Source organism: Kitasatospora sp. SUK 42 (assembly GCF_015776785.2).
GTDB lineage: Bacteria > Actinomycetota > Actinomycetes > Streptomycetales > Streptomycetaceae > Kitasatospora.
Genome location: NZ_LFMD02000007.1, coordinates 829,894 through 842,863 on the forward strand (window position 1 = coordinate 829,894; position 12,970 = coordinate 842,863).

General features: G+C 73.0%; 10 protein-coding genes. 8 read left to right on the plus strand and 2 right to left on the minus strand.

Features of this window, described 5'->3' with window-relative positions:
- Nucleotides 1-21 precede the first annotated feature (21 nt).
- From egtD to RZ50_RS25375, 3 genes are all read left to right on the plus strand, one after another.
- Complete coding sequence (gene egtD, locus RZ50_RS25365; RefSeq protein ID WP_196948886.1) at nucleotides 22-993, plus strand: L-histidine N(alpha)-methyltransferase; 972 nt, start codon at nucleotides 22-24, stop codon at nucleotides 991-993.
- Between the two features lie 197 nt (nucleotides 994-1,190).
- Entirely contained in the window at nucleotides 1,191-2,618 is a 1,428-nt protein-coding gene (locus tag RZ50_RS25370) for a sugar porter family MFS transporter (protein ID WP_196948908.1), read from the plus strand.
- A gap of 324 nt (nucleotides 2,619-2,942) precedes the next feature.
- Entirely contained in the window at nucleotides 2,943-4,064 is a 1,122-nt protein-coding gene (locus tag RZ50_RS25375) for a nitric oxide synthase oxygenase (RefSeq protein WP_196948909.1), read from the plus strand.
- 22 nt (nucleotides 4,065-4,086) lie between these two features.
- On the opposite strand, the gene RZ50_RS25380 is transcribed toward RZ50_RS25375, so the two are convergent.
- Complete coding sequence (locus RZ50_RS25380; RefSeq protein ID WP_196948887.1) at nucleotides 4,087-4,743, minus strand: TetR/AcrR family transcriptional regulator; 657 nt, start codon at nucleotides 4,741-4,743, stop codon at nucleotides 4,087-4,089.
- Nucleotides 4,744-4,916: 173 nt separating this feature from the next.
- Here RZ50_RS25380 and RZ50_RS25385 point away from each other — a divergent pair, with 173 nt between their 5' ends.
- The 4 genes from RZ50_RS25385 (at nucleotide 4,917) to RZ50_RS25400 (ending at nucleotide 9,990) form a co-directional block, all read left to right on the plus strand.
- Nucleotides 4,917-6,080, plus strand: coding sequence for an acyl-CoA dehydrogenase family protein (locus tag RZ50_RS25385; protein WP_196948888.1), 1,164 nt, complete (start codon nucleotides 4,917-4,919; stop codon nucleotides 6,078-6,080).
- A gap of 90 nt (nucleotides 6,081-6,170) precedes the next feature.
- Nucleotides 6,171-7,370, plus strand: coding sequence for an acetyl-CoA C-acyltransferase (locus RZ50_RS25390; RefSeq protein WP_196948889.1), 1,200 nt, complete (start codon nucleotides 6,171-6,173; stop codon nucleotides 7,368-7,370).
- A gap of 209 nt (nucleotides 7,371-7,579) precedes the next feature.
- A complete protein-coding gene (gene fabG, locus RZ50_RS25395) occupies nucleotides 7,580-8,338 on the plus strand; it encodes a 3-oxoacyl-ACP reductase FabG (protein ID WP_196948890.1) in 759 nt (252 codons plus the stop codon).
- 281 nt (nucleotides 8,339-8,619) lie between these two features.
- Nucleotides 8,620-9,990, plus strand: a complete 1,371-nt coding sequence (locus tag RZ50_RS25400; RefSeq protein ID WP_254803051.1) for a S8 family serine peptidase — start codon at nucleotides 8,620-8,622, stop codon at nucleotides 9,988-9,990.
- Nucleotides 9,991-10,141: 151 nt separating this feature from the next.
- Here RZ50_RS25400 and RZ50_RS25405 read toward each other — a convergent pair whose 3' ends face one another.
- Complete coding sequence (locus RZ50_RS25405) at nucleotides 10,142-12,055, minus strand: hypothetical protein (RefSeq protein WP_196948891.1); 1,914 nt, start codon at nucleotides 12,053-12,055, stop codon at nucleotides 10,142-10,144.
- A gap of 387 nt (nucleotides 12,056-12,442) precedes the next feature.
- On the opposite strand from RZ50_RS25405, the gene RZ50_RS25410 reads away from it, so the two are divergent.
- Nucleotides 12,443-12,940, plus strand: a complete 498-nt coding sequence (locus RZ50_RS25410) for an HAD domain-containing protein (protein ID WP_196948892.1) — start codon at nucleotides 12,443-12,445, stop codon at nucleotides 12,938-12,940.
- The last annotated feature ends 30 nt before the right edge of the window (nucleotides 12,941-12,970 follow it).

The following is a 12,970-nucleotide window of genomic DNA, read 5'->3' on the forward strand; positions in this document are numbered from 1 at the left end:
GAACAGAGGAACCACCCTGTCATGGACACATTCGATCTCACCCGACTGCTGCCCGCCGACCACTTCAGCACCGCGCTGCGCCACGACGTGCAGACCGGCCTGACCTCCGAACCCAAGCGGCTGCCGCCGAAGTGGTTCTACGACGCGCGGGGCAGCGAGCTGTTCGAGGAGATCACCCGGCTGCCCGAGTACTACCCGACCCGCGCCGAGCGGGCCATCCTGACCGCCCGGGCCGGCGAGATCGCCGCCGCCACCCGGGCCCGCACGCTGGTCGAGCTGGGCTCCGGCTCCTCCGAGAAGACCCGGCTGCTGCTGGACGCGCTGCGCGCGCTCGGCACCCTGGAGACGTACGTCCCGGTGGACGTCAGCGAGAGCGCGCTGACCGGGGCGGGCGCCGCGATCGCCGCCGAGTACCCCGGCCTGGCGGTGCACGGCGTACTGGCCGACTTCACCGCCCGGCTCGGCCTGCCCCCGGAGGGCGGCCCGCGCCTGGTCGCCTTCCTCGGCGGAACCCTCGGCAACCTGCTGCCGCGCGAGCGGGCGGAGTTCCTGCGCGGCCTGCGCGCCGCCCTCGACCCGGGCGACTTCCTGCTGCTCGGCACCGACCTGGTCAAGGACCCCGAGGTGCTGGTCGCCGCCTACGACGACAGCGCCGGGGTGACCGCCGAGTTCAACCGCAACGTGCTCAACGTGCTCAACCGGGAGCTGGGCGCCGACTTCGACCCGACGGCCTTCGAGCACGTCGCGCTCTGGGACGCCGAGCAGGAGTGGATCGAGATGCGGCTGCGCTCGCTGCGCTCGCAGACCGTGAAGATCCCGGCGCTGGACCTGCCGGTGCACTTCGACCGGGACGAGGAACTGCGCACCGAGGTGTCGGCCAAGTTCCGCCGCGAGCGGGTGGCCAGGGAGCTGACGGCGGCCGGGCTGCGGCTGACCCACTGGTGGACGGACCGGGAGGGCCGGTTCGGCCTGTCCCTCGCGGCCCCGATCTGAGCCGGCGCCCGGTCCGAGCTGGGCCGGCGCCCGGTCCGGGCGGGGCCCGGCCTGGGGCGAGGCCCGGGAAGCGTCAATTTGCTTGTTCACTTTACGAATTCTCAGAGCAAAACTTGAGCTTCCACGTGTACAAGGCTTGAACGAATAGGTGTTACGATCGCGGCTACCGAGCTCAGCGTTGAGTACCAGGAGTCAAGATCGTGAGCGTCACCCAGAAGCCCTCCGGGGCGGCCGCGGCCACCGCGCCCGGCCGCCTCGGCTTCGTCGTCTTCATCACCGCCGCCGCGGCCCTCGGCGGATTCCTGTTCGGCTACGACAGCTCCGTGATCAACGGTGCCGTGTCCGGGATCCAGGAGAAGTTCGGTGTCGGCGACGGCGTGACCGGTCTGATCGTCTCCTCGGCGCTGCTGGGCTCGGCGGTCGGCGCCGCGCTGGCCGGCCGGTTCGCCGACCGCTACGGCCGGATCAAGGTCATGAAGGCGGGCGCGCTGCTGTTCGCGGTCAGCGCCGTCGGCTCGATGCTGCCGTTCTCCGCCTGGGACCTCGCCCTGTGGCGGGTGCTCGGCGGCGCGGCCATCGGCATCGCCTCGGTGATCGCCCCGACGTACATCGCCGAGGTCGCGCCGACCAAGTACCGCGGCCGACTGGCCTCCTTCCAGCAGGCCGCGATCGTGCTCGGCATCGCGATATCCCAGCTGGTCAACTGGATGCTGGCGCAGGCTGCCGGCGGCGAGACCCGCGGCCACCTGCTCGGCCTGGAGGCCTGGCAGTGGATGCTCGGCATCTGCGTGATCCCGGCCGCGGTCTACTTCACGCTCTCCTCGATGATCCCCGAGTCCCCGCGCTACCTGATCCAGGCCGAGCGGCTGGACGACGCCCGCAAGGTGCTCGCCCAGGTCGAGGGCGAGGGCGTGGACACCGACGCCCGGATCGCCGAGGTCCAGGCGCTGATCGCCTCCGACCACCGCCCGCGCTTCCGCGACCTGCTGGGCGGCCGGTTCGGCCTGCTGCCGATCGTCTGGGTCGGCATCGGCCTGTCGGTCTTCCAGCAGCTGGTCGGCATCAACGTGATCTTCTACTACTCGTCGATCCTGTGGCAGTCGGTCGGCATCGACCAGAGCAACTCGCTGATGATCAGCTTCGTCGGCTCGGTCATCAACATCCTCGGCACCGTGATCGCGATCCTGCTGGTCGACCGGATCGGCCGCAAGCCGCTCGCCCTGATCGGCTCGGCCGGCATGGCGATCTCGCTCGCCGCGGCCGGCTGGGCGTTCGCCTCGGCCACCGGCAGCGGGGACAACGTCTCGCTGCCCGACCTGCAGGGCACCGTCGCACTGATCGCCGCCAACGCCTTCGTGCTGTTCTTCGCGATGTCCTGGGGCGTGGTCGTCTGGGTGATGCTCGGCGAGATGTTCCCGAACCGGATCCGCGCCGCCGCGCTGTCCGTCGCCGCCTCCGCGCAGTGGATCGCCAACTGGGCGATCACCGTCTCGTTCCCGTCGCTGTCACGCTGGAACCTCTCGGCGACCTACCTGGTGTACGCGGCCTTCGCGGCGCTGTCGATCGTCTTCGTGGCCAAGTTCATGAAGGAGACCAAGGGCGTCCGACTGGAGGACATGGGCTGACCGCCGAACATCGGCTGGTCCGACGATCGGACCTTCGGCCCCCGCACCCTAGCGCGATCCGCGCGGGTGCGGGGGCCGAATCGTTCACCCTCTGCGGCGGGCCGGACACCTCCGGTACTCCTGTGCGGCAGGAGGGATGAGTCCTTGATCTTCGACCGGCTTCGCACCCGCGGCACCGCCACCGCCCCGAACGGCGGCTGCCCGTACGCCCACACCCACGTCCACACCCACGGGCCGGCCCCTGCGCACCGGGAGCCCACGGCCGTACCGTCCTCCGCACCGACGGCGCCACCGGCCACGGCGTCGGCGGCGACACCGACGACCGTGCCGCCGTCAGCCCCACAACCGCCGCCCGGACCACCGCCGTTCACCGACCCCGACCGGGCCGCCGAGTTCGTCCGCCAGTTCCACCAGGAGCAGCCCGCCGCCGGGGACCCGGAGATCCGGCTGCGCGCCGTCCTGGACGAGATCGACCGCACCGGCAGCTACCGGCACACCCCCGCCGAACTCGCCTACGGCGCCAGGCTCGCCTGGCGCAACGCCGCCCGGTGCATCGGCCGGCTGTACTGGCGCAGCCTGGTGGTGCGCGACCTGCGCCACCTCTCCTCGGCCGAGGAGATCGCCGCCGAGTGCTTCGAACACCTGCGGCTGGCGGGCAACGGCGGCCGGATCCGCCCGGTGGTCTCGGTCTTCGCCCCCGACCGCCCCGGCCGCCCGGCCGCGCGCATCCTCAACCAGCAACTGGTCCGCTACGCCGGTCACCTGGTCGACGGCGCCGTGGTCGGCGACCCGGCGGGCGCCGCGCTCGCCGACCGGGCCTGCGACCTCGGCTGGAAGTGCGCCGAGGAGCGCTTCGAGGTGCTGCCACTGCTGGTCCAGGAGCGCCCGGGCGCCCAGCCCGCCCGGTACGACGTGCCGGAGGACGCCACGCTGGAGGTGCCGCTGAGCCACCCCGAGCACGGCTGGTTCGCCGAACTCGGCCTGCGCTGGTACGCGGTGCCCGCGATCAGCGACATGACGCTGGAGATCGGCGGCGTCCGCTACCCCACCGCGCCGTTCAACGGCTGGTACATGGGCACCGAGATCGGCGCCCGCAACCTCGCCGACGCCGACCGCTACGACCTGCTCGGCACCGTCGCCGAGCGGCTGGGCCTGGACACCTCCAGCGAGCGCACGCTCTGGCGCGACCGCGCGCTGGTCGAGCTCAACGTCGCGGTGCTGCACTCCTTCCAGGAGGCCGGGGTGACGATCGCCGACCACCACACCGAGTCGGAGCGCTTCCTCAGGCACGTAGCCCGGGAGCGGCGGCTCGGGCGGCCGACCCCGGCGGACTGGAGCTGGATCGTGCCCCCGGTCTCCGGCGGGCTGACACCGGTCTACCACCGGTACTACGACCCGGTGGACCCGGAGCAGCGGCCGGCCTTCGTGGCCCGCGAGCCCTGGTAGCGGCGGCGGCCGGGCACCGGGGCTACGACGAACGCGCGGGCAGCCGTTCGAAGCGCAGGGCGAGTCCGTCCAGCAGCGCCTCCAGCCCGGTCTCGAACGCGCCCTCGTCCACCGTCCCCCGGTGCCCGGCCAACCGGTGCGCCTCGCCGAGGTGCGGGTAGTCGGCCGCGTCGTACACCTCGGCGTCCGCCGGGAAGCCGGCCGCGAAGGAGGCCAGTGCGGAGCCGGTGACGAAGTAGCGCATCAGCGCGCCGATCCGGGTGGCCTGGCCGCGCGGCCACCCGGACTCGACCAGGTGCCCGAAGACGGCGTCGGCCAGGCGCAGCGCGTTGGGCCGCCGCCCCGGACCCTGGGCGAGCACCGGGACGATGTTGGGGTGGGCGGCCAGCGCGGCGCGGTAGGAGCGGGCCCAGGCGCGCAGCGCCTCCGGCCAGCGTGCCGTCGAGCCCGGTGGGGCGCTGAACATCGACAAGTCGACTTCACCGATGACACTGTCCACCACCGCGTCGAGCAGGTCGTCCTTGGTGGCGAAGTGGTTGTAGAGCGAGGGCCCGCTGACCGACAGCTCGGTGGCGAGGCGGCGGGTGGAGAGGGCGTCCAGTCCCTCGTCGTCGATCAGCCGCAGAGCGGCGGTGACGATGCGCTCGCGGCTGAGCAGCGGGGTGCGCGGGCGGGCCATCTCGGCGACTTCCTCCGTTCCTCCGGCCGGTTCCCCCGGCCGGGTGGGTGGGGACCGATTCTGACAGGTGCCTCTTCCCAGTGCGGGCCGCCCGGAGCTACAGTCCCCTCATAAAACTTGCAGCGCTAGTTTATCCGGTCGGGATCCGTCCGGGTCCGGAGTCGGGAGCCGCCGTGAACCTGGAGTTGTCCGAAGAGCAGACCGCTGTCCGGGACCTCGCCGCGGCCTTCACCGACCGCGAGATCGTGCCGTACGCCGCCGAGTGGGACCGCGCCGAGTCCGTCGACCGTGCGATCGTCGGCAAGCTGGCGAAGCTCGGCTTCCTCGGACTGACCATCCCCGAGGAGTACGGCGGCAGCGGCGGCGACCACCTCGCGTACTGCCTGGTGCTGGAGGAGCTCGGGCGCGGCGACTCGGCCGTGCGCGGGATCGTCTCGGTCTCGCTCGGCCTGGTCGGAAAGTCGATCAACGGCTACGGCACCGAGGAGCAGAAGAGGTACTGGCTGCCCCGGCTCACCTCGGGCGAGTCTCTCGCCTGCTTCGCGCTCACCGAGCCCGGCACCGGCTCGGACGCCGCCAACCTCACCACCCGGGCCGTCCGGGACGGCTCGGACTGGCTGATCAGCGGCGCCAAGATGTTCATCACCAACGGCACCTGGGCGGACGTCGCCCTGGTCTTCGCCCGCACCGGCGGCAGCGAACCCGAGCAGCAGGGCCACCGGGGCATCACCGCCTTCCTCGTCCCCACCGACCTGCCCGGCTTCACCCGCACCGAGATCCACGGCAAGCTCGGTCTGCGCGGACAGGCCACCGCCGAACTCGCCCTGGACGGCGTCCGGGTGCCCGACAGCGCCCGGCTCGGCGAGGTCGGCAAGGGCTTCACGGTGGCGATGGCCGCGCTGGCCAAGGGCCGGATGTCGGTCGCGGCCGGCTGCGTCGGGATCGCCCGCGCCTGCCTGGAGGCCGCCGTCCGCTACGCCGGCGAGCGCGAGCAGTTCGGTCGGCCGATCGCCTCGCACCAGCTCGTCCAGGAGCTGCTGGCCGGCATCGCGGTGGACGTCGAGGCGGCCCGGCTGCTCACCTGGAAGGTCGCCGACCACATCGAGCGCGGCCTGCCCTTCGCCACCGAGTCCTCCATCGCCAAGCTCCACGCGAGCGAGGCCGCCGTCCGGGCCGCCAACAACGCGCTCCAGGTGTTCGGCGGCTACGGCTTCATCGACGAGTACCCGGTCGGCAAGTACCTGCGCGACGCCCGGGTGATGACCCTCTACGAGGGCACCAGCCAGATCCACCAGCTGCTCATCGGGCGCGCGCTGACCGGCGTCAACGCCTTCTGACCCGCCCCCGGGGCCCGCATTCCGACCCGCCCCGGGCCTGTCTTCCGACCCGCCTCCTGACCCGCCTCCACCGACAAGGAGCCCGACGACGTGCGTCCCGTCTACTTCGCCGCAGCCCGCCGCACACCCATCGGCCGGCTTCGCGGTGCGCTCGCCACGGTCCGCCCGGACGACCTCTCGGCCACCGTGCTGCGCGCCCTGCTCGCCGACGTACCCTCCCTCGACCCGGCCCGGATCGACGACGTCTACTGGGGCGCCGCCAACCAGGCCGGCGAGGACAACCGCAACGCCGCCCGGATGGCCGTCCTGCTGGCCGGACTGCCGGAGACCGTCCCCGGAGCCACCGTCAACCGGCTCTGCGCCTCCGGCCTCGAAGCCGTCACCCTCGCGGCCCGGGCCATCGGCTCCGGCGAGGCCGACGTGGTGCTGGCCGGCGGCTGCGAGTCGATGACCCGCGCCCCCTTCGTCCTGCCCCGCCCCGACGAGGCGCTGCCGCACCGGATCGAGACCTACGACACCCGGCTCGGCTGGCGGCTCACCAACCCGCGGATGGCCGAACTGCACGGCGTGCTCAGCATGGGCGAGACCGCCGAGGAGGTGGCGAGCCGGTACGGCATCGGGCGTGAGCGCCAGGACGCCTTCGCGCTGCGCAGCCACCAGCGGGCCGCCGCCGCGCGCAAGGACGGGCACTTCGACGCCGAGCTGATCCCGGTCGAGCGGCCGGACGGGGTGACGGTGAGCCAGGACGAGGGCATCCGCGAGGACACCAGCCTGGAGAAGCTCGCCCGGCTCAAGCCGGCCTTCCGCCCGGGCGGCACCGTCACGGCGGGCAACGCCTCGCCGATGAACGACGGCGCGGCCGGGCTGGTCCTGGTCAGCGAGGAGGCTCTGCGCGACCTCGGGTTGCAGCCGCTGGGCCGGTACGTGGCCGGGGCCTCGGCCGGGGTGCACCCGGACGTCATGGGCATCGGGCCGGTGCCGGCGACGGCGAAGGTGCTCGGGCGGTCCGGCTGGGCGCTCGCCGACCTGGACACCGCCGAGCTGAACGAGGCCTTCGCCGCCCAGGCGCTGGCCTCCGCCGACGGCATCGGGTTCGACCCGGAGCACGCCGACCGGGTGGTCAACCCGAGCGGCGGGGCGATCGCGCTGGGCCACCCGCTGGGCGGCTCGGGCGCACGCATCCTCACCACCCTGCTGCACCGGATGCGCCGCACCGGCGCCCGGCGCGGCCTGGCCACGATGTGCGTGGGCGTGGGGCAGGGTACGGCCGTGCTGGTCGAGAACGTCTGACGGCGAAGTCCGGCAGGGAAGGTCCGGCAGGGAAGGTCCGGCGGGGAGCGTCCGGCAGGGAAGGCCGGACGGGGGACGTCGGACAGCGAACGAACGACGGATGGCGGGGAACAGATTTCAGCTGACAGATAACGGATGACAGATGTTGAAATCTGTCACCCGTTATCTGTCGCCCGCCATCCGTCGCCCCACTCTTCGAAGGAGTTCACGTGACGCGTTTCGCAGGGAAGGTCGCCGTGGTGACCGGCGCGGCCCAGGGCATCGGTGCGGCCACCGCCCGCCGGCTGGCGGCGGAGGGTGCGGCGGTCGCCGTGGTCGACCTGACCGCCGAGCGGGCGGCCGGGACGGTCGCGCAGATCACCGCCAAGGGCGGCACCGCCCGGGCGTACGGCTGCGACGTGGCCGACTACGACGCCGTCGAGGCGGTGTTCGCGCGGATCGCGGCGGACCTCGGCGGGCTGCACATCCTGGTGAACAACGCCGGGATCACCCGGGACAACCTGTTCTTCCGGATGCCCAAGGCCGACTGGGACGCGGTCCTGACGATCAACCTGACCAGCGCGTACAACTGCAGCCACGTCGCCCAGAAGTACATGGTGGCGCAGAAGTACGGGAAGATCGTCTCGCTCAGCTCGCGCTCCGCGCTCGGCAACCGGGGCCAGGCCAACTACGCGGCCGCCAAGGCCGGGATCCAGGGGCTCACCGCGACCCTGGCGATCGAACTCGGGCCGTTCAACGTCAACGTCAACGCCGTCGCCCCCGGCTACATCGCCACCGCGATGACGGCGGCCACCGCCGAGCGGGTCGGCAGCACGGCCGAGGACCACCAGGCGGAGGCCGCCACCCGGACGCCGCTGCGCCGGGTCGGCCAGCCGGAGGAGATCGCGTCGGTGGTGGCCTTCCTGGCCAGTGAGGACGCCTCGTACGTCAGCGGGCAGACGCTGTACGTCAACGGCGGGGCTCGATAGGGCGTCGGCGGGACAGGTGGGAACCGGGCGCGGGGCCGGTGGGCCTCGGACGGAACCAAACAGATAGCCCGACCGTATTACTGACGTGTCATCACAAGGCCGTCCCAGGTGCGCGGTTACTTTTCCCTGGGACGGCCTTTACCTTTTCGCGTGGCCGATCATGACCATGCCCCCAGCCCGACGACCCCACCAAATGACTATGGCATGATCATGCGGCTCTCGATGGGATGTCCGAACCGACCCGACCGGACCTGGTCGGGCCCTGCGTCCCTAGGAGTCCCATGGGCAGCCCCGTCACCCTCCGCCGCGCCCTGGCTCTGCTCGCTGTGGGGGCCACCGCCCTCACCGCCGGCACCATCGCCGTACCGGCCGTCGGCACCGCGACCGCCGCCCCCTCGCACGACCTGACGGGCGTCCACGTCCGCCCGGCCTCCTTCGGCCACCACAACGCCCAGGCGCGCGTCGCGCCGCTGAGCACCACCCAGTGCGTCAGCCAGATCGGCATCCACTGCTACTCGCCGCTGCAGTACCGGAACGCCTACAACCTGAACCCGCTGTACCAGGAGGGCATCACCGGCAAGGGCCGCACGATCGTCATCGTCGACTCCTTCGGCTCGCCGACCATCCAGCACGACCTGGAGGTCTTCGACAAGCAGTGGGGCATCCAGGACACCCAGGTCGAGGTGGTCAAGTGGGGCAACGTTCCCGTCTTCGACCCGAAGAACCCCGACCACACCGGCTGGGCCGGCGAGACCACGCTGGACGTCGAGTACGCCCACTCGATCGCCCCCGACGCCCACATCGTCCTGGTCGAGACCGGCGTGGCCGAGACCGAGGGCACCACCGGTCTGCCCGAGATGATGGACGCCGAGAAGGCCCTCATCAAGGCCGGCCGCGGCGACGTCATCTCGCAGAGCTTCGGCGCCACCGAGAACACCTTCCCGGGCTACGACAAGGGCGACTTCAAGTCGCTCACCGACCTGCGCTACGCCTTCAAGGCCGCCGCCGACCACAACGTCACGGTGCTCGCCGCCTCCGGCGACAACGGTGCGACCGACTCGCAGACCAACGGCACCGACCTGTACCCGTACAAGGTCAACTCCTGGCCGTCCTCGGACCCGCTGGTCACCTCCATCGGCGGCACCCAGCTGACCCTGGACGACAACGGCAACCGCACCGCGCCCGACAAGGTGTGGCACGACAAGTCCGGCGCCGGCGGCGGTGGCGTGTCCGGCGTCTTCGAGCGCCCGTGGTACCAGGCCGGCGTCGCGAACGTCACCGGCAACCACCGCGGCACGCCCGACATCAGCATGAGCGCGGCCGTGGACGGCGCCGCCTGGACCTACGAGTCCTACGACCCGACCGCGGTCGGCTGGCACCTCACCGGCGGCACCAGCGAGGCCACCCCGCTGTTCTCGGGCGTCGTCGCCCTCGCCGACCAGCTCGCCGGCTACCGCCTCGGCCAGCTCAACTGGCGCCTGTACGGCCTGAACCTGCTCCCGAGCGACTGGAGCGGCCTCGTGGACGTCAAGCAGGGTGACAACGGCTGGGGCGGCGTCACCGGCTACAACGCCACCGAGGGCTACGACCTCGCCAGCGGCCTCGGCACCATCGACGGCGCCAAGTTCGTCCACGCGATCGCCGGTCGGTGATCCGCTGCCGGCCGGCGGGCGACCGCCGGCCGGTGGACGGCTGACCGTTGTCGGCCCGCAGCTGACAGCCGACAGCTGACAAGTAACAGCGGACGGATAACAGATTTCGAAATCTGTTATCCGTCCGCTGTTTTCCGTCTTCCGTCCCCTGTCAGCTGCCGGCCGGCGCGGGGGCGGCGGCCAGCTGAGCCAGGTAGCGCTCGGCGGCCCGGAGCTTACGGCCGTCGCGGCCCGGGAGATGGGCGCGCAACTCGATGATCTCCGGAGCGATCCGGATGGCCTCCGCCCGGTCGGTGATGGAACGCCAGCAGGCCTCGGCGTTGGTGGCGGCCTGCTGGGTCTCCGGGTGGTCCGCGCCCTGCGCGCGGAGCAGCGTCAGCGCCACCTCGCGGTAGATGTCCGCGGCTTCGACGGGTCGGCCCGCGAGCCGGCACACGTGCGCCCGCACCTGACGTACCTGCAGGACCGGCTCGGACACGGCCCCGTGCTCGGCGATCGCCTCCAGTTCGAGGGCGAGGGCGAGGTCGGTCGCGGCGGCGTGATCCCCGGCGTCGGCGCTGCGGACGATCCGTCCGATGACCTCGCGGTAGTCCGCCCGGGGTCGACCGGCGGGCGCCTCCTCGGCCGGAGCGGCGTCCTGCGGCGCCTCGTCCACCGGCACCCGGTCGGCGGGCTGGGCCTCGGCCGGGACGGCGTCCCGGGGCTCCTCGACAACCCCGCCGGTCCCGACGGCCTCGCCGACCTCGGCCGCTTCCACGGCCTCCGCCGCCTCGGCGGCCCCCTCGACGGCTTCAACCTCGCCCGCGGCCACGACCTCGTCCACGGCCGAGACCTCGGCCTCGATCTCGTCCGACGACTCGGACCGTCCCTTGCGCAGCGTGACACCGCCCGAGGTCACCGCGTCCTCGACCGGAGCCTCGGCGGCGGAGCCCGGCTTGCTCAGGTTCAGGCCCACGTCCGACGCCTCCGCCGGCTGCTCCTCTCCCGCCTTCAGCAGACTGACCGGCCGGGCCGGTCGCGGCGGAGTGGGCGGCACCCCGGGCTTGATCAGGCTCACCGGCCCGCCCGCGGGCGTGGAGGGCACCGCCCGTTCGGCCACCGCCTCCTGAGGCTCCGCCTGGCGCGGCGGCGGGACGGGCGCCGCGGCCACCGGCGGCACCGGCGGCCGCTCCGCCGGTACGGCGTCCGACGGCACCACATCCGCGACCGGCACCGCGGCGGGCACCATGTCGGCCGGCGCCACGTCGACCGCCGGAACGACGTCCGCCGGGACCTCACCACGGCGGGCGGTGTTGCGGAAGACCGGGCGGTCCGGGGCATGCGTGGCCAGGATGACCACGTCCGGCCGCAGCACCGAGTACACCTGCTGCCGCAGCTGCTCCGGCGCCAGCACCTCGCCCGCACCCGGGCGGCCGCCGTGCAGTGCCTCTATCAGGGCGCGGGTGAAGGTGCCGATCTGCTCCGGGTCCGGGCTGACGACCGCCCACAGCGGAATGCCCTCGCTGAGCGGCGAGACCGCGCCCTGGAGGTACGGCCACACGTTCTGGTCGGCGCTCAGGTCGGCGATGACCAGGGTCTGCCACTCGGCCGGACGGTGGCTCAGCTCGGCGGCGATGGCCTGCCAGGGCAGGCCGTCCTGCCTGGAGTCGCGCAGGGTGAGCTGCAACTGGCCCCCACGCTTGTCGGCGACGACGTGCCCTCCCAGGTGCACCAGCAGCGGCCCGGGGTGCCGGGAGGCGGCGCGCAGGTGGGCGAGGACGGTGTGCGGGTCGCCGGCGCCTGGGAGGTGGACGGCGTCCACCGCGTCGGCGGCGAGCAGCACCTGCGGCGAGACGGCGGCGAGCATCGCCGACAGCACGGGCGCCTGGGCCGGTCCGCCACGCCCCCAGGTGCGGCGTCCGGAGTTGCCGTACCCGCCCTCGATCACCAGGATCCGTCCGCGCGGCGCCGCGCCCAGTCCGCCCGCACCCGTACCCGTGCCCGTGCCCGTGCCCGCGGCAGCCGTACCCGCGACCGTGCCGGGGGCGGAGAACGGCGGCGACGACGCCGGGCCGGGAACCCCCACGGCGGGAAGGCCGGTGAGGGTCCATCCGGTGGGTGCGACGGGCGGTGCGGGCGGCGCCGGGGGCGCGGCCGGCGGTACGGGCGGCTCGTACAGCGCGGCGGGCCCGGGCGGGTGCTCCTCGGAGGGCCGGCGCGAGGGCGGTGGCGGTACCGCGTCCCAGGGGCCCGAGTCCGCGGTCGGCTCGGGACCTCCGGAAACAGCTGTCGTCTCCGCCATCTTCTGGTCACCGCCCCGCCCCGCCGCTGCCGCGGCGTCTGATGCCCTAGCAATCGTGGTGCCTGCCACCACGTCCCGTGCGCGCAACCCTACGAGATCCCGGCACACCCGATCCAGGCCGGGTCGTCGATCGGCGCGCCGACGCGACGCCGTCGCCGCTACGGTGCCTCCATGACCCGCCCCGACCTCCCCTTGCTGTTCCTCGACGTCGACGGTCCGCTCATTCCCTTCGGCGCCCCGCCCCTGGGCGGCTACCCGACCTACCCGGGCCCCGTCCCGTACGGAAACCCGTTGGTGGCGCGGGTCGACCCGGCGCTCGGGCCGCGCCTCCTGGCCCTGCCCTGCGAACTGGTCTGGGCCACGACCTGGTTGGCGGACGCCAACGACTGCCTCTCGCCCCGGCTGGGCCTGCCCCGGCTGCCCGTCGTGGACTGGCCTGCGACGGACGCCCCGGACAACGGAGGTCAACTGCACTGGAAGACGAGGCCCTTGACCGTCCGGGCCGCCGGGCGGCCGTTCGCCTGGGTGGACGACGAGATCACCGAAGCCGACCGCCGCTGGGTCGCGGCCCATCACCCGGCCCGCGCGCTGCTCCACCGCGTCGACCCGCAAGTCGGCCTCACCGACGCCGACTTCGCCACCCTCGATGCCTGGCTGCGCACGGTCTGACCGGGCCCGCCGGCGACCAACGCCGACTGC

Bases quoted from the DNA above. Each gene is read 5' to 3' on its own strand.
- RZ50_RS25380 (WP_196948887.1), bottom strand. From the start codon at position 4,743: ATGGCCCGCCCGCGCACCCCGCTGCTCAGCCGCGAGCGCATCGTCACC.
- RZ50_RS25410 (WP_196948892.1), top strand. From the start codon at position 12,443: ATGACCCGCCCCGACCTCCCCTTGCTGTTCCTCGACGTCGACGGTCCG.
- egtD (WP_196948886.1), top strand. From the start codon at position 22: ATGGACACATTCGATCTCACCCGACTGCTGCCCGCCGACCACTTCAGC.
- RZ50_RS25400 (WP_254803051.1), top strand. From the start codon at position 8,620: ATGGGCAGCCCCGTCACCCTCCGCCGCGCCCTGGCTCTGCTCGCTGTG.